The 15,537-nt window shown below is 69.0% G+C and carries 16 protein-coding genes and 1 pseudogene; 12 read left to right on the plus strand and 5 right to left on the minus strand.

What is annotated here, in order from left to right; genetic code table 11:
- The first annotated feature begins 130 nt into the window (after nt 1-130).
- Both HDA45_RS34115 and HDA45_RS34120 read left to right on the plus strand, forming a co-directional pair.
- Nucleotides 131-892, plus strand: a complete 762-nt coding sequence (locus HDA45_RS34115) for a lysophospholipid acyltransferase family protein (protein ID WP_101606462.1) — start codon at nt 131-133, stop codon at nt 890-892.
- A 20-nt stretch (nt 893-912) separates the two neighbouring features.
- Nucleotides 913-1,398: a polyadenylate-specific 3'-exoribonuclease AS gene (locus HDA45_RS34120; protein WP_184902361.1), complete on the plus strand. Its 486-nt coding sequence runs from the start codon at nt 913-915 to the stop codon at nt 1,396-1,398.
- A 194-nt stretch (nt 1,399-1,592) separates the two neighbouring features.
- Here the strand turns inward: HDA45_RS34120 and HDA45_RS34125 are convergent, their stop codons facing one another.
- Entirely contained in the window at nt 1,593-2,669 is a 1,077-nt protein-coding gene (locus HDA45_RS34125) for a 3-deoxy-7-phosphoheptulonate synthase (RefSeq protein WP_184902363.1), read from the minus strand.
- A gap of 283 nt (nt 2,670-2,952) precedes the next feature.
- Between HDA45_RS34125 and HDA45_RS34130 the strand changes: the two genes are divergently transcribed.
- Nucleotides 2,953-3,978: a 6-phosphofructokinase gene (locus tag HDA45_RS34130; protein WP_184902365.1), complete on the plus strand. Its 1,026-nt coding sequence runs from the start codon at nt 2,953-2,955 to the stop codon at nt 3,976-3,978.
- A 134-nt stretch (nt 3,979-4,112) separates the two neighbouring features.
- Nucleotides 4,113-5,624: an amidohydrolase family protein gene (locus HDA45_RS34135; protein ID WP_184902367.1), complete on the plus strand. Its 1,512-nt coding sequence runs from the start codon at nt 4,113-4,115 to the stop codon at nt 5,622-5,624.
- Here HDA45_RS34135 and HDA45_RS34140 read toward each other — a convergent pair whose 3' ends face one another.
- The 3 genes from HDA45_RS34140 to HDA45_RS34150 form a co-directional block, all read right to left on the minus strand.
- Nucleotides 5,625-6,062 (minus strand): VOC family protein, encoded by a 438-nt coding sequence (locus HDA45_RS34140; RefSeq protein ID WP_184902369.1) that lies wholly within the window; start codon nt 6,060-6,062, stop codon nt 5,625-5,627.
- A gap of 70 nt (nt 6,063-6,132) precedes the next feature.
- Complete coding sequence (locus tag HDA45_RS34145) at nt 6,133-7,575, minus strand: aromatic amino acid lyase (protein ID WP_184902371.1); 1,443 nt, start codon at nt 7,573-7,575, stop codon at nt 6,133-6,135.
- A gap of 38 nt (nt 7,576-7,613) precedes the next feature.
- Nucleotides 7,614-8,084, minus strand: coding sequence for a globin domain-containing protein (locus HDA45_RS34150; protein ID WP_184902373.1), 471 nt, complete (start codon nt 8,082-8,084; stop codon nt 7,614-7,616).
- Between the two features lie 104 nt (nt 8,085-8,188).
- Here HDA45_RS34150 and HDA45_RS34155 point away from each other — a divergent pair, with 104 nt between their 5' ends.
- Entirely contained in the window at nt 8,189-8,530 is a 342-nt protein-coding gene (locus HDA45_RS34155; RefSeq protein ID WP_184902375.1) for a winged helix-turn-helix transcriptional regulator, read from the plus strand.
- Here HDA45_RS34155 and HDA45_RS42580 read toward each other — a convergent pair.
- Nucleotides 8,524-8,652, minus strand: a pseudogene (locus HDA45_RS42580) (transcriptional regulator); the annotation flags it as partial. The gene HDA45_RS34155 and the pseudogene HDA45_RS42580 overlap by 7 nt on opposite strands.
- 202 nt (nt 8,653-8,854) lie before the next feature.
- Here HDA45_RS42580 and HDA45_RS34160 point away from each other — a divergent pair.
- The 7 genes from HDA45_RS34160 (at nt 8,855) to HDA45_RS34190 (ending at nt 15,503) form a co-directional block, all read left to right on the plus strand.
- A complete protein-coding gene (locus tag HDA45_RS34160) occupies nt 8,855-10,075 on the plus strand; it encodes a glycoside hydrolase family 18 protein (RefSeq protein WP_184902378.1) in 1,221 nt (406 codons plus the stop codon).
- A gap of 98 nt (nt 10,076-10,173) precedes the next feature.
- Nucleotides 10,174-10,839: a DUF2461 domain-containing protein gene (locus tag HDA45_RS34165; protein ID WP_184902380.1), complete on the plus strand. Its 666-nt coding sequence runs from the start codon at nt 10,174-10,176 to the stop codon at nt 10,837-10,839.
- 110 nt (nt 10,840-10,949) lie between these two features.
- Nucleotides 10,950-12,374 carry a pyruvate kinase gene (gene pyk, locus HDA45_RS34170; RefSeq protein WP_184902382.1) on the plus strand — a complete coding sequence of 475 codons (1,425 nt, stop codon included), beginning with the start codon at nt 10,950-10,952 and terminating at the stop codon, nt 12,372-12,374.
- Between the two features lie 286 nt (nt 12,375-12,660).
- Nucleotides 12,661-13,560 (plus strand): acyl-CoA thioesterase, encoded by a 900-nt coding sequence (locus tag HDA45_RS34175; RefSeq protein WP_184902384.1) that lies wholly within the window; start codon nt 12,661-12,663, stop codon nt 13,558-13,560.
- Between the two features lie 460 nt (nt 13,561-14,020).
- On the plus strand, nt 14,021-14,902 hold the full coding sequence (locus HDA45_RS34180) for a helix-turn-helix domain-containing protein (RefSeq protein WP_184902386.1): 882 nt from the start codon (nt 14,021-14,023) through the stop codon (nt 14,900-14,902).
- A 15-nt stretch (nt 14,903-14,917) separates the two neighbouring features.
- Nucleotides 14,918-15,127 carry a DUF397 domain-containing protein gene (locus HDA45_RS34185; RefSeq protein ID WP_184902388.1) on the plus strand — a complete coding sequence of 70 codons (210 nt, stop codon included), beginning with the start codon at nt 14,918-14,920 and terminating at the stop codon, nt 15,125-15,127.
- A 163-nt stretch (nt 15,128-15,290) separates the two neighbouring features.
- Nucleotides 15,291-15,503: a hypothetical protein gene (locus HDA45_RS34190; protein WP_184902390.1), complete on the plus strand. Its 213-nt coding sequence runs from the start codon at nt 15,291-15,293 to the stop codon at nt 15,501-15,503.
- Nucleotides 15,504-15,537: the final 34 nt, after the last annotated feature.

The raw sequence follows: 15,537 nt of genomic DNA on the forward strand, positions 1-15,537 counted from the left end.
CGAGCCGGATCGGGTGTGAGATCCGTCGCTGGGTGCGGGTAACCGGGTGGACTTCGTTGTGCCGCGGGTGCGCGATTCGTAGTCTTGACCATCGGGCGCGGGGGTTGAGCTGCAAGGAGGAGTTTTCGCAGTGCTGTACTGGCTCATGAAACACGTGTTTATCGGGCCACTGCTCAAGGCGCTGTGGCCCACCAAGGTGGTCGGTGCGGAGAACATCCCCGACGACGGTGGCGTGATCCTCGCGGGCAACCATCTGGCGGTGGCGGACTCCTTCTTCATGCCGCTGCGGGTCAAGCGCAAGGTGACCTTCCCGGCCAAATCGGAGTACTTCACCGAAAAGGGCCTCAAGGGCCTGCTGAAGAAGTGGTTCTTCACCGGTGTCGGCCAGTTCCCGATCGACCGCTCCGGCGGCAACGCGGCGCAGGCCGCGCTCGACACCGCGACCAGGCTGGTCCGCGAGGGGCATCTGCTCGGCATCTACCCCGAGGGCACCCGCTCCCCGGACGGCCGCCTGTACAAGGGCAAGACCGGCGTCGCGCGGATCGCGCTCGACTCCGGCGGCCTCGTGGTCCCGGTGGCCATGGTCGGCACCGACAAGGTGAACCCGATCGGCTCGAAGATGTGGTGGCCGCGCCGCCTCGAGATCCGGTTCGGCAAGCCGCTCGACTTCTCGCGCTACGAGGGCCTCGCCGGCGACCGGTTCATCGAGCGGTCCATCACCGACGAGATCATGTACGCGCTGATGGAGCTCTCCGGCCAGGAGTACGTCGACATCTACGCCGCCAAGGCGAAGGAACTGCTCGCCGCCGAAGAGGCGGGGATCCGGCCGAAGGTGCCCGCGCAGCCGTCCGCCAAGGACGTCGCCCGCATCCCGGACACCAAGGTCGGCTGAGACCCCACTAGGGTTCTGCGGTGCGCTTTTTCTACGACACCGAATTCATTGAGGACGGCGTGACCATCGATCTGGTGTCGATCGGTGTCGTGGACGAAAGAGGCCGCGAGTTCTACGCGGTCTCGACCGATTTCGATCCCGGCAAAGCGGGCCCCTGGGTCCGCGACCACGTGCTCCCGAAACTCCCGTCGCCCGCCGACCCGGCGTGGCGCAGCCGCGAGAAGATCCGCACGGATCTGCTCGAGTTCTTCGGCAAGCCGCCCGGCGGGATCGAACTGTGGGCCTGGTTCGCCGCCTACGACCACGTCGCGCTGGCGCAGCTGTGGGGGCCGATGCCCGCACTGCCGCGCCAGCTCCCGCGATTCACGCGTGACCTGCGGCAACGCTGGGAGGACGCGGGCAAGCCCAAGCTCCCGGCGGCCCCGGACGACCAGCACGACGCCCTCGCGGACGCGCGGCACAACTTCCAGCGCTGGGGAATCATCGAGTCCTACTGGCAGCGCTAGTCGGGCCGGGTGCCGGCCTTCACGGACTTGCGGATCGCACCGGCCGCGCGTGAAGGTGATGCCTCGGTCCGGTAGGTCGTGAGTGCTGGCGGCGAAGCCTGACTGTGTGGATTTCGGGACGTCAGATGTCCCGAAATCCACACGGTTCCTGGGACGTCGCGGTTCCACGACGGCACGCTGACCTGCCCAGGCGCTCACCGCCGCGAGTCGACGGCCTCGGCGAGGGTGTCCAGCAGTTCGGCCGTCGTGTCCCAGCCCAGGCACGCGTCCGTGATCGACTGCCCGTAGGTCAGCGACGCCGCCTCGCCGAGCGTGAGGTCCTGTCGCCCCGCCACCAGGAAACTCTCCAGCATCAGCCCCGCGATGCCCCGTTCACCGGCGCCGATCCGCCTGGCGAGCTCGCGGACGACCGAAGCCTGGCGCACGTGGTCCTTCGCGCTGTTGCCGTGGCTCGCGTCGATGATCACACGCTCCGGCAGCCCCGACTTCGCCAGCCGGGCCAGCGTGTCGGCCACCGTCGCGGCGTCGTAGTTCGGGCCCGCGGCGCTGCCGCGCAGGATCACGTGGCAGTCCTCGTTCCCCGCGGTGGTGATCAGCGCGGCGAGACCGTCGGGGTTGATCCCGGCGAACACGTGGCTCGCGCCCGCCGCGCGGGTGGCGTCGACGGCGACCTGGACGTCGCCCTCGGTCGAGTTCTTGATCCCCACGGGCATCGAAAGCGCGCTGCACAGCTGCCGGTGCACCTGGCTCGCCGCGGTCCGCGCGCCGATGGAACCCCAGGTCACGGTGTCGGAGATGAACTGCGGGGTGATCGGGTCGAGGAATTCGCAGCCGACCGGAAGGCCGAGCGCGGAGATGTCGAGCAGCAGTTTGCGCGCCATCCGGAGGCCGTGGTTGACCTCGTAGGTGCCGTCGAGGCCGGGGTCGTTGATCAGGCCTTTCCAGCCGAGCGTGGTCCGCGGCTTCTCGAAGTAGACGCGCATGACGATGTGCAGGTCGCGGCGGTGTTCTTCGGCCTTGGCGGCGAGGCGGCGGGCGTAGTCGAGCGCGGCGTCCGCGTCGTGCACCGAGCAGGGCCCGACGACGACGAGGAGCCGGTCGTCCCGGCCGTCGAGGATGTCGACGGCCGAGGCCCGCCCGGCTAGGACGGTATCGGCGGTTTCCGCCGTCATCGGATGTTCGTGCCGCAGCATCGCGGGCGACAGCAGCGGGCTGATGGCCGCCGTGCGGTGTCCGTCGAGGGCGATCAGGGTGTCAGCGGAGGGAGACATCGCGGGTCTGGTTCCTTTCGAAAGGGATACCGACCCGCGGGAACTCGCCGAGCCGGTGTGATTCCGGCTCGGGGTGGTGGTCAGCGCAGGTTCACGCCGCCGTGCCCACCCGGGGCCGGCTTCGTAAACCAGAAATAGCGCTGCACGACGCCAAGCTAGCACATCCGTGATCGCGGACCGATTCCCGAGGTGGTCCGCCCTGCACCGATCCAGAGAACTCCCGCTACGCTGGCGTCGGGACATGTGACTGTCATCTCTACGGAACACAAGACGGAGGCTTCTGATGCGTGTCGGTGTGCTGACCGGCGGTGGCGACTGCCCGGGGCTCAACGCGGTGATCCGCGCTGTGGTGCGCAAGGGCATCGAGGTGCACGGCTGGGACATCGTCGGGTTCCGCAACGGCTGGAACGGTCCCCTCACCGGGGACAGCCGCCCGCTCGGGCTGAACGACGTCGAGGACATCCTCACCCGCGGTGGCACCATCCTGCGCTCCTCGCGGACCAACCCGTACAAGGTCGACGGCGGCGTCGACAAGATCAAGGCCGTGCTCGCCGAGCAGCAGGTCGACGCGCTGATCGCGATCGGCGGCGAGGACACCCTCGGCGTCGCGAAACGGCTCACGGACGACGGCGTCGGCGTCGTCGGGGTGCCCAAGACGATCGACAACGACCTCGGCGCCACGGACTACACCTTCGGCTTCGACACGGCCGTCTCGATCGCCACCGAGGCCATCGACCGCCTGCACACCACGGCCGAGTCGCACCACCGCGCGCTGGTCGTCGAGGTCATGGGACGGCACGCGGGCTGGATCGCGCTGCACTCCGGCCTCGCCGGCGGCGCGAGCGTGATCCTGGTGCCGGAGCGGCACTTCAACGTCGACCAGGTCGTTTCGTGGGTCGAGCGCCGCTTCGAGAAGGAGTACGCGCCGATCATCGTCGTCGCCGAGGGCGCGCTGCCCGAGGGGGGCGAGGAGCGGCTGCTCACCGGTGAGAAGGACGCCTTCGGGCACGTCCGGCTCGGCGGCATCGGCACCTGGCTGGCCGACGAGATCGCCGCCCGCACCGGCAAGGAGTCCCGCGCGGTCGTGCTCGGGCACGTCCAGCGCGGCGGCACCCCGACGGCGTACGACCGCGTGCTCGCCACCCGGTTCGGCCTCAACGCCGTCGACGCCGTGGCCGACGGCGACTTCGGCGTGATGGTGGCCCTGCGCGGAACGGACATCGTCCGCGTCAAGCTCTCCGAGGCGACCGCCGAACTCAAGACCGTTCCGGCCGAACGGTACGAAGAGGCCGAAGTCTTCTTCGGCTGAGCCCTGTTTCAGGAGAAGGCCCCTTACTTTGTGCTGAGCTCGGGTAAGGGGCCTTCGCTTTCCTTGCGGCCCCGCCCTCGCGGCGAGTTGAATCGGCCACCCGGGGGATCTTGGGTGGAAGGGCGGGGGTTCTCATGGCGGGAGCGGGATCCAGCAGGCGCGAGTTCCTGAGATGGCTGGCCGCGAGCGGGACCGGGGTGGCGCTCGCCGGACTGCTGCCCGGTACGGCCGCCGCGGCCACGGGCGAAATCGTCGTCATCGCCCGCGTCACGCTGATCGACGGCACGGGTTCGGCCCCGCGACGCGACGTCTCCGTGGTGCTCGTCGGCGATCGGATCGCCTGGGTCGGCGCCGCCGACCACATACCGGAAACCGGTGGCGCGCGGGTGATCGACGGCCGCGGCAAGTACCTCGTCCCGGGACTCTGGGACATGCACACCCACGGCGCGGACCTCGAAGAGATCGTCCCGCCGCTGCACCTGGTCCACGGTGTCACGGGCGCCCGCGAGATGTGGGGCTACGCGGAGAACCGCGCGACCAGGGACAAGATCGAACGCGGTGACCTGCTGGGCCCGCGCATGGTGCTGGGCAGCGGGATCGTCGACGGACCGGTCACGCTCCTGAGCCCACCGGTGCTCCAGGTGTCGACGGAGGCCGAGGCGCGGGCCGTCGTCCGCGCGGAGGCGGCGGCGGGCGCCGAATTCGTCAAGGTCTACTCGTACCTCGGTCCCGAGGCGCTGCGCGCGGTCGCGGCCGAGACCCGTGACCGGGGCCTGCGGTTCTCCGGGCACTGGCCGTACAAGGTTTCCCACGGGGAGGCGAGCGACCTCGGCCAGCACAGCTTCGAGCACTTCTTCGGGGTGTCCGTCCACTGCTCGTCCCGGCGCGACGAGATCCTCGCCAGGCTGAAGGCGACGCCCTTCGACCCCGCGGCGCCGCGCGCCTTCTTCAACCTGGCACGGCAGCTGGAGTTCGACTCGGTCAGCACGTACAGCCCCGCCGCCGCTTGGGCCTACTTCGGCAGGCTGCGGCGCAACGGCACCTGGCACTCGCCGACCCTCACGATCAACCGGGTCGTCACCCAGCCCGCCGAAACCCACAAGCAGGACGCGCGGCTGAAGTACCTGCCCGCCGACATCCGCGAGAGCTGGGCCATCGGCATCGAGCGATTCGCGCCGAAGACCCCGGCGGACATCGCCCTGCAGGAGCGGTACTACCAGGAGACGCTGCGGCTGGTCGGGGTCGCGCACGACGCGGGAGTCGGCCTCATCGGCGGCACCGACTGCCTCAACCCGTACACGTTCCCCGGCAGCGGGCTGCACGAGGAGCTCGCCTTCCTGGTCGAGGCCGGGCTCTCGCCGGTGCAGGCGTTGAAGACCGTCACGGGCGACGCGGCGAAATTCCTCGGCAGGGAGGCGACTTCGGGCACGGTCGCGGCGGGGAAGGAGGCGGACCTCGTGCTGCTGGACGCGAACCCGGCCGCCGACATCCGCAACGTCGCGAAGATCGACCTGGTGATCACCCGCGGCCGCGTCCTCGACAAGGCGGCGCGGCGCCGGATGCTCGACGCCGTCGAGGCCGCCGCGAACCGGCCGGTCACGAGCGCCCGGCTCCACTCCCTCGCCCGCCGAGGGTGCTGTTGCTGATCAGCCGAGCTTTTCGGCGAGTTCGATGATGATCCCGTCGGGTCCGCGCAGGTAGCAGAGCCGGAAGCTGTCCTCGTAGTTCACGACCTCGCCCACGAGTTCGGCGCCGTGCGGCCGCACGCGGTCGAGGACGGCGTCGACGTCGTCGACCTGGAAGGCGAGGTGGCGCAGGCCCAGGGTGTTGGCCGGAGCGTGCGAGTCTCCGGGGTGGGACTCGGGCGTGAGGTATTGGATGAGTTCGAGGCATCCTTGACCACCGGGGACGCGCACCATCGCGACCTCCGATTTGGCCTTCTCGACCGCGGTGATGCGATCCGCCAGCTCGCTCTCCATCGTCATCTTGCCGTCGAGTTCGAGACCGAAGTCGACGAAGAACGCGACGGCGGCCGTGAGGTCGCTGACGATGACGCCGACGTGGTCCATCCGCTGGATGCTCATGCTGATCTCCTCGCTGTGGGTGCTTCCGGCCCAGGGACGAAGCCGCGTCGCCGTTCTCGACATCCTGGATTCAGATGAGCGCGAGGGTGTCCAAAAGCGACACGGCGCGGGCGATGTCTTCGGTGAGCGGCCGGTCCTCGACGCTCGGGTCGAGCACGGCCGCGGCGGCCTCGTAGGCGTCCCGTGCGGGCAGGGCGACGAGTTCGGCCTTCCGCATCCGCAGCGCGCGGACGGCCGCGACCAGTTCGCACGCCAGCACCTGCCGGTACGCCGTCCCCGCCGCTGTCGCCGCCCGCGCGGCCTGCGTGGAGAAGCTCGCGTGGTCCTCGATCCCGCGTGAGACGACGGCGGTGCCCAGCGTCGCCGGGAGCGCGGCCTGCCGCAGTTCGGTGAGCGCGTCGTGCGCGACGTACTCCAGGATCATCACGCCCGAACTGCCCGACGGCCCGGCCGCGAGGAACGGCCGCAGCCCGGTGAACTCCGGCTCCACCAGGTCACCGAGCCGGGCCGCCGACAGCTCCGCGACCTGGTGGATCGTCGCGCGCACCTGATCGAGCGCGGTCGAGACGTAGGCGGTGTGGAAATGCGCGTGGTGGTAGGCGTCCTGGTGCACCGTCGAGATCATCGGGTTCTCGGTGCTGGCGTTGATCTCCACCGCGAGTACGTCGCGCAGGTAGTGGATCGCGTCCAGCGCGGGCCCCTGCACCTGCGGGAACGCGCGGAGCCCGAACGGGTCTTGGATGCGCCTGCCGGGTTTGGGCGTGCCCTCCATCCCGAGCAGCCGCCGCATCTCCGCCGCGCACGCGACCTGCCCGGCGTGCGGACGTGCTTCGTGCACCGGGGTCGCGTACGCCTCCGGGTTGCCGTCGAGCGCGATGTAGGTCAGTGCCGCGACAACGTGGCTCGCCCGCGTCAGCGTGTCGAGCCGCATCGCCGCGAGGGTCGCTTCGGCGAGTGTCGCGGCGTTGCTGCTCATGAACGCGAGCGCGTCACCAGCCTGAACCGGAACCGGTGGCACGCCACCGCTCAGCCACGGCCGTTCGCCGGTGAGGGCGAGCGCGGTCTCCGCGAGCGGCGCGAGATCGCCGGTGCCGATCGCGCCGAGCCGGTGCACCAGCGGCAGCGAACCGGTGCGCACCGCGCCGGCCAGCGCCCCGATCAGCTCGGGGCTGAGCCCGGAGCGCCCGGCCAGCAGCTGGTTGAGCCGGATCAGCATCATCGCCCTGGTCTGGCCGGGGGACATGACGTCACCGCTGCCACCGGCGTGACTGCGCAGCAGCCGCAGGCCGTGATCCGGCGATTCGCCCTCGCCGACCGGGTCCTCCTTGTTGGCGCCGACGCCGGTGGTGCGGCCGTAGACGATCCGGCGTGTGCTCAGTTCCTCGGCGAGTTTCCACGCGCTCTCGGCTCCGCGCAGGGCGGCGATGGACACATCGATGTTCAGCGGTCCCTCGGTGGCCGCGGCGGTCACGACGTCCGCGCAGCGCAGGGTCCGGCCGTCGACCCGGATCACGGCGGCCTCCTTTCCCGACCGCTCCACTATGGACGCACTCAGTCCGAAGGCGGCTGCCAGGGCGGCCGGTTGCCCCAGTCCCACTTCGGCATCGGCTCTTCGACGGTGACCTCGCGACCGGGCTGCGAGAACATCACCGCGAGCCTGCTGCCCCATTCGACATACGCGGCGAACGCGGAGCGGAACTCGGGATCGGCCGGGAGCCCGGCCTCGTCGGCGGCGTCGAACAGCAGGTTCACCCAGCGGCGGCGCTGCTCTTCGGTGATGCCCTTGCCGAGATGCCGTCCGACCATGTGCCGGTGCCCGCCGTGGTCGTGGCTGTAGGTCTCCGGACCGCCGAACACCTCGGCGAGCCAGATCGCGACGTGCTCGGGATGGCCGGGGTCCATGTCGCGGAAGACCGGCTCCAGCAACGGGTCCTTCAGGACGTGGCCGTAGAAGACGGCGGTCAGCCGGCGCAGGGCGTCCAGCCCGCCCGCCCATTCGTACAACGTCGGCGTTTCGGTCACGTAAGGTCCTCCCAGTGCGGTGATCCCCCCGGTCAGGCAAGGCAACACCACCGCCCTTCCGGCGGCAACCGCTTACTTTTCGGTGCGTACCAACGGGAGTGGTGATGAAGCGGTATCACTGCGCGGTCGAGCTCGCCGTCGACGTCATCGGTGGCAAGTGGAAGCCGGTGATCCTCGCGCATCTGAAAGAGGGCGTGCACCGCTACGGCGAACTGCGCCGCCGGATGCCGGACGTCAGCGAGAAGATGCTGACCCAGCATCTGCGCGAACTGGAGGCGGACGGCCTCGTGCACCGCGAGAGCCGGGAGGGCCGGGTGCCGCACGTCGAGTACCGGCTCACCGACGAAGGGGAGCGGTTACGCCCCGCACTCGAAGCGCTCTACGACTGGGGAACGCGGCGGGCGGCCGACCAAGGCATCACCTTCGAACCGTTACCTATTCACTGACTGTCTTCGCCGGGGCTCTTCTCCAGGAATCCGCGGTACGGCGCGAGCCAGGCGTCGACCTCCGCGAGCGGTTCCGGACGGAGCCGGTGGCACCGGCGCTGGGCGGCGACGCGGACGGAGAGACCAGGCCCGCGCCTAGGATCCCGAAAGTCGGCATCATCCAGGCAATGTGCCTTGCGCGGCATATTCCCTTCAAGGAATGTTCGAAAATGTCCATCCGAAAGTCTTGGTCTGAACCATTGACTGAGTGGTCTAGTCCACTTAACTTGTGCGTGTCCCGCCGCAGTCCTCTCGTCACCGCCGGTGACAGTGAAGGGAGAACGCATGTCCCGTTCGTTCAGGCTCACCGCGATCGTGGGTGCCGCGGCCGTCGCGCTCGGCGCGCTGGCCGTCGCCGCACCCGCGCAGCAGGCGACGGCCGCACCGGAAGCGCCGGACGCTTCGGTCGGCAAGGTGCTCGGGTACTTCGCCGAATGGGGCGTCTACCAGCGGAACTACCATGTGAAGAACATCGACACGTCGGGTTCGGCGAGCAAGCTGACCCATATCAACTACTCGTTCGGCAACGTGACCGGCGGCGGTTGCGCCCTCGGCGACGCCGAAGCGGCGACCAGCAAGTTCTACGACGCCGCCGGCAGTGTCGACGGCGTCGCGGACAGTTGGGACAACGGCGCGCTGCGCGGGAACTTCAACCAGCTCAAGAAGCTCAAGGCCAAGCACCCGAACCTCAAGGTGCTGTGGTCCTTCGGCGGCTGGACCTGGTCCGGCGGCTTCGGCGAGGCGGCGAAGAACCCCGCCAAGTTCGCCGAGTCCTGCTACAACCTGGTCAACGACCCGCGCTGGGCCGGTGTCTTCGACGGCATCGACATCGACTGGGAGTACCCGAACGCCTGCGGTCTCTCCTGTGACACCAGCGGCGCGGCCGCGATCAAGGATCTGGCGCAGGCCCTGCGGGCGAAGTTCGGCTCGAAGCTGGTCACCGCCGCGATCACCGCGGACGGCACCGACGGCGGCAAGATCGACGCCGCGGACTACGGCGGCGCGTCGCAGTACTTCGACTGGTACAACGTGATGACCTACGACTACTTCGGCGCCTGGGCCGCGCAGGGCCCGACGGCCCCGCACTCGCCGCTGAACGACTACGCGGGCATCCCGACCGCCGGTTTCCACTCCGACGCCGCGATCCAGAAGCTGAAGAGCAAGGGTGTCCCGGCGAACAAGCTGCTGCTGGGCATCGGCTTCTACGGCCGCGGTTGGACCGGTGTCACGCAGGACGCCCCGGGCGGCACCGCGACCGGCCCGGCGGCGGGCACCGAGCCGGGTATCCAGGACTACAAGGTCCTCAAGACCACCTGCCCGCCCACCGGCACCGTGGCGGGCACGGCCTACGCCAAATGCGGCAGCGACTGGTGGAGCTACGACACGCCGGCCACCATCGGCGGGAAGGTCGCCTACGCCAAGAACCAGGGTCTCGGCGGTGCCTTCTTCTGGGAGCTGTCCGGTGACACCACCGACGGCGAGCTGATCACCGCTCTGGCCAAGTAAGCCCATCTGGGCGCGCGTGAAGGCCCCTTTCCCTCGGCTCAGCCGAGGGAAAGGGGCCTTCACGCGCTTCTGTCGGTGCCGGGGATTACGGTCACCGCATGGGTTTCGAGGGTTTCGGTGAGTACGCCATCGACTTCTACGACGGCCTCGAGGCCGACAACTCCAAGTCCTATTGGGACGCGAACCTCGCCACCTACCAGGCCGACGTCCGCGCCCCGATGGAGGCGCTGCTCGCGGAGCTGGTCCCGGAGTTCGGCGACGGTTTCGGCACGGGGAAGGTCTTCCGGCCGTACCGCGACGTCCGGTTCGCCAAGGACAAGACGCCGTACAAGACCCATTGCGGCGCGGTGATCGAGCAGGGCCGCGGCGGCGGCGCGTACTACGTCGAGGTCGGCCCGGCCGGGCTGCGCGTCGGCGGTGGCTGCTTCCACTTCGAGTCCGATCAGCTCGCCCGGTTCCGCAAGGCCGTCGACACCGAACTGCGCGGCGCCGAGCTGGCCAAGATCCTCGCGAAGCTGGAGAAGGCGGGCTGGGAGATCAAGGGCGACAGGCTCAAGTCGAAGCCGCGCGGGTTCGCGGAGGACCACCCCCGCATCGACCTGCTGAAGTACCGCTCGGTGTACGCCGTCCGTGGCTGGGAGCCCGACGACGTCCTGCACGAGCCCGGCGCGCTCGACAGGGTGCGGAAGGCGTGGCGTCAGGTCCGCGTGTTCAACGAGTGGGCGCGCGACCGCGTCGGACCGAGCGAGAAGCCGCGCCGATAACCGTCGAACCTCGTTCGGCGGTTACGGGTGGCCCTGGTGAACTGACACTTTTCTTGAACTTTCGGTATCGGTAAAGACGTAGCTCCGATGAGGGACTACGCTGTGCGAACGTGAGCCGACGCGCGAAGATCGTTTGTACCCTTGGCCCCGCGACCGCTACGCCGGAGAAGATGCGGCAACTCGTCGACGCCGGGATGGACGTCGCGAGGATGAACTTCAGCCACGGGACGCACAGCGACCACAAGCAGGTCTACGACCTCATCCGGACAGCCGCCGCCGAATCCGGCCGTGCGGTGGGCATCCTCGCCGACCTCCAGGGGCCGAAGATCCGTCTCGGCACCTTCGCGGGCGGGCCGGTCGAGTGGCACAACGGCGACATCGTGCGCATCACCGTCGAGGACGTCGCCGGCACCCACGACCGCGTCTCGACCACCTACAAGGGACTCGCCGACGACGCGAAGCCCGGCGACCGTCTCCTGGTGGACGACGGCAAGGTCGGCCTCGTGGTCAAGGGCGTCGAGGGCCCGGACGTCGTATGCGAGGTCACCGAAGGCGGCCCCGTCAGCAACAACAAGGGCGTTTCCCTGCCGGGTATGGACGTCTCCGTGCCCGCGCTGTCCGAAAAGGACATCGAAGACCTCGAGTTCGCGCTCGAACTCGGCGTGGACTTCATCGCGCTGTCGTTCGTCCGCTCGCCCGCCGACATCGACCTGGTCCACCAGGTGATGGACCGCGTGGGCAAGGGCCGTCTCCCGGTCGTCGCGAAGATCGAGAAGCCCGAAGCGGTCTACAACCTCGAAGCCATCGTGCTCGCTTTCGACGCGGTGATGATCGCCCGTGGCGACCTGGGCGTGGAACTCCCGCTGGAGCAGGTCCCGCTGGTGCAGAAGCGCACCATCCAGATCGCCCGTGAGAACGCGAAGCCGGTCATCGTCGCGACGCAGATGCTCGAGTCGATGATCAACAGCTCCCGCCCGACCCGCGCGGAGGCCTCGGACGTCGCCAACGCGGTGCTCGACGGCGCCGACGCCCTCATGCTTTCGGGCGAGACCAGCGTCGGCCGCTACGCCATCGAGGTAGTCCAGACCATGGGCCGGATCATCGAGGCCGTCGAGACCGACTCTCCGGTCGTGCCGCCGCTGTCGCACGTCCCGCGCACCAAGCGTGGCGTCATCTCCTACGCGGCCCGCGACATCGGCGAGCGGCTGAACGCCAAGGCGCTGGTCGCCTTCACCCAGTCCGGCGACACCGTCCGGCGGCTCGCGCGGCTGCACACGCGGCTGCCGCTGCTGGCGTTCACGCCGGAGGAGAGCGTCCGCAGCCAACTCGCGATGACCTGGGGCACCACGACGCGGATCGTCCCGAAGGTCGGCTCCACCGACCAGATGATCCAGCAGGTCGACCACGCGATGCTCGAAATGGGCAAGTACGCCAAGGGTGACCTCGTGGTCATCGTCGCAGGCTCCCCGCCGGGAACCGTCGGCTCGACCAACCTCATCCGGGTGCACCGCCTGGGCGAGGACGACCACGCCTGACGCCCGCGCGGGCACCCGCTCCTGTCGAGCCACGGACTTGGCACCGAACGCCACTCACGACCACCCCGACAGGCACCCACTCCTGTCGGAGCCCGGGAGTTGAAGGGGCCCATCGCCTCGTCTGATGCGGCGAAGGGCGCTTTCCTCGCATCGCATGCGGTGAAGGGCCCCTTCAGCCCGTCGGTGGGTGTGAGCCGGGCACCCCAAGTGTCCCGAAGGTGGCCTTCGCGACAAACGTCCCGCCTCGCAGGGGCCCGAAGCACCCTTACGGCCTAAGGTTCGGTACATGACTGAGATGGCCAGGGAGGCCGCGGCCGGATTCGACAGCACCGGCGGCGTCGGCGGTCAGCCGGTGCTCGACCGGCTGGTCGCGCTGCTGGACTTGGAGAAGATCGAAGAGAACATCTTCCGCGGCGTCTCACCGGCCCATTCGCCGGTGCGGGTGTTCGGCGGGCAGGTCGCGGGGCAGGCGCTGGTCGCCGCCGGCCGCACCGTGCCCGAGGAGCGGAAGGTCCACTCGCTGCACGCGTACTTCATCCGCGGCGGCGACCCGAGTGTCCCGATCGTCTACGAGGTCGACCGCATCCGCGACGGCCGCTCGTTCACCACGCGCCGGGTCGTGGGCATCCAGCACGGCAAGGCGATCTTCTCCCTCTCCGCTTCGTTCCAGAAGGACGAGGGCGGCATCGAGCACTCCGAGGGCATGCCGGACGTCCCGGATCCCGAGTCGCTCCCGACGCTGCAGGAACGGGCCGAGGGGTACTTCCTCGGCCACCACGACCGGCCGCGCCCGATCGACCTGCGCTACGTCAACGATCCGCCGTGGGTGACCCGCGAGTCGGGGGAACGCCCCGCCAGGAACCAGGTCTGGATGCGGGCCGACGGCAAGCTCCCGGACCAGCAGCTGCTGCACGTCTGCGTCCTGACCTACGCCTCCGACATGACGCTCCTGGACTCGGTCCTCGCGCGCCACGGCGTCTACTGGGATCTCGACAAGGTGATCGGCGCGAGCCTCGACCACGCGCTCTGGTTCCATCGCCCGTTCCGGGCCGACGAGTGGTTCCTCTACGACAGCGCGTCCCCGACCGCGTCGGGCGCCCGCGGTCTGGCCACCGGTCGGTTCTTCGCCGCGGACGGAACGCACATCGCCACCGTTGTGCAGGAAGGCCTTCTCCGGGTGGTGTGAACGGTGACGTTCCGCATCGGGAGGCGCCTTGTCCACCCTTTAGAGGGAATGGCGAAATGCATTAACATCTGGAGCCAGAGCATTACGTAAAGGCGTCCGATAAGGGAGGGCCGGAACCGATCGGGGGACGGCTCCGGCCCTGCACCGGGGGTGAATCCGGCTTCGACGGGTTATCCTTTCCGGAAAGCCCATCGGTGCAGCTCGCGGCCCCGCGCCCGTGCCGCGAGCGGATCCGCCGTCGCCGATGAAGGCGGGCGTACCGCGTTGCACAATGCTCAACCTACAACGGCAATCTGCAAATTGCAGGATGAAAGTCCGGACGTGTCGGAAAAATGGTCGTGTGACCATCTCACCGAATGTGTCTCGGGCTGGTTAGATGTGCTTCGAGCGAGGTAACTGAACACTGTTCTCCTCGCCGCGTCGTGATCGGTGTTGCTCGGACTCTTGTGGAGGTGCCGTGATGACGAGGGGTCAGGGACCCACCGTGCGCCGCCGGAGACTGGCGAGCGAACTGAGGCGCTTGCGGGAAGCGGCCGACCTCACCATCGACGAAGTGAGCGAGAAGCTCGAATGCTCGGCGTCGAAGGTCAGCCGGATCGAGACGGGGCACGTCGGCGTCACCCCGCGCGACGCGCGCGACATGCTCGAGCTGTACGGCATCGCCGGCGACGAGCAGGAGGCGCTCGTCCAGTTGGCGAGGGAAGCCCGCAAACGTGGCTGGTGGCACGCGTACAACGAGGTGTTCACCGGCACCTTCGTCGGACTGGAGGCGGACGCGAGTTCGCTGCGGGCGTTCCAGGCGCTGCTGGTGCCGGGCCTGCTGCAGACCGAGCGCTACGCCAGGGCCGTGATCAGGGCGATGCGCCCCGACGCCGAGGACGCCGAGATCAGGCGCCGGGTGGCGGCGAGGATGGCGCGCCAGGAGCTGCTGACCGATCCCTCGCCCCCCGAGTACTGGGCGGTGATCGACGAAGCCGTCCTGCATCGCACGGTCGACGGGGCCGAGGTGATGGCGGAACAGCTGTACCGGATGGTCACGATGGCCGCCCAGCCGAACGTGACCGTCCAGATCGTGCCGTTCGGCGCGGGTGCCCATCCCGGGATGGAGGGTCCGTTCCTCATCATGGGCTTCCCCGAACTGGCCGACACCGACGTGGTCTACGTCGACAGCACCTCCAGCGGGCTCTACCTGGAGGAACCCCCGGACGTCCGGCGATACGCGTTGATGTTCGACCATCTCCGTGCCGCCGCGTTGAAACCGGACGACTCGGTCGAGGTGATCGCCGAGGCCGCCGGAAGGTTCGCCGAGGAGGCGGCCCTGCCGAAGAAAACCGGAAACTAGTAAGGAGTGGGGAGCATGACGCCCAACAATGATCTTTCCCAGGCCCAGTGGCGCAAGAGCAGCCACAGCGGGGGCGGCAACGACTGCGTCGAGGTCGCCTTCACCGGTTCCGGTGCCGCGCTGAGGGACTCCAAGGACCCCGAGGGAGGTGCCTTCCGCCTTTCGCCGCAGGCTTGGCGGGGGCTGCTCGGCGCCGTGTGCCCGAGTGGCCCGGCTCACGACTAGAGACCCCGGGATTCGACCCCTTACGCCCCCCGAGCAGGGGATGGGCCGGCGTAAGGGGTCGAATCACGTCCGGGTGTAGGTGATCACCCGATGCCGCAGGGCACCCCTCAGGACGAATCTCATCACTACCAACAAGGCAGTGAGTTCCTAAGGGGAAACAGTGATGAACACGAACGACGCCCTGCTCACCGGAGTATTGGCCGAGATCGAGTACCGCCGGGAAGAGCTGCAGCGAGCGGGCCGCAGCGTATGGGTCGACAGGGCCCGCCGGGCAGGCAAACGGATCCGCGCGCATCGCGCCGAGGTCCGGGTGCCCGCCCAGCAGCGCCGCGAGGCCGTGCAGGCACCCGCCCGCAGCGGCGAGATCACCCGGTAGAGGTCGAGTGCGATGAAGCTCTCGGCGAAAACAC

This window comes from Amycolatopsis umgeniensis (genome assembly GCF_014205155.1).
Lineage (GTDB): Bacteria > Actinomycetota > Actinomycetes > Mycobacteriales > Pseudonocardiaceae > Amycolatopsis > Amycolatopsis umgeniensis.

What these genes read in the sequence shown, in the direction of transcription:
- HDA45_RS34125 (WP_184902363.1), bottom strand. Translation starts at nt 2,669, where the DNA reads ATGTCTCCCTCCGCTGACACCCTGATCGCCCTCGACGGACACCGCACG.
- HDA45_RS34130 (WP_184902365.1), top strand. Translation starts at nt 2,953, where the DNA reads ATGCGTGTCGGTGTGCTGACCGGCGGTGGCGACTGCCCGGGGCTCAAC.
- HDA45_RS34135 (WP_184902367.1), top strand. Translation starts at nt 4,113, where the DNA reads ATGGCGGGAGCGGGATCCAGCAGGCGCGAGTTCCTGAGATGGCTGGCC.
- HDA45_RS34140 (WP_184902369.1), bottom strand. Translation starts at nt 6,062, where the DNA reads ATGAGCATCCAGCGGATGGACCACGTCGGCGTCATCGTCAGCGACCTC.
- HDA45_RS34155 (WP_184902375.1), top strand. Translation starts at nt 8,189, where the DNA reads ATGAAGCGGTATCACTGCGCGGTCGAGCTCGCCGTCGACGTCATCGGT.
- HDA45_RS34160 (WP_184902378.1), top strand. Translation starts at nt 8,855, where the DNA reads ATGTCCCGTTCGTTCAGGCTCACCGCGATCGTGGGTGCCGCGGCCGTC.
- HDA45_RS34165 (WP_184902380.1), top strand. Translation starts at nt 10,174, where the DNA reads ATGGGTTTCGAGGGTTTCGGTGAGTACGCCATCGACTTCTACGACGGC.
- HDA45_RS34175 (WP_184902384.1), top strand. Translation starts at nt 12,661, where the DNA reads ATGACTGAGATGGCCAGGGAGGCCGCGGCCGGATTCGACAGCACCGGC.
- HDA45_RS34180 (WP_184902386.1), top strand. Translation starts at nt 14,021, where the DNA reads ATGACGAGGGGTCAGGGACCCACCGTGCGCCGCCGGAGACTGGCGAGC.
- HDA45_RS34185 (WP_184902388.1), top strand. Translation starts at nt 14,918, where the DNA reads ATGACGCCCAACAATGATCTTTCCCAGGCCCAGTGGCGCAAGAGCAGC.
- HDA45_RS34190 (WP_184902390.1), top strand. Translation starts at nt 15,291, where the DNA reads ATGAACACGAACGACGCCCTGCTCACCGGAGTATTGGCCGAGATCGAG.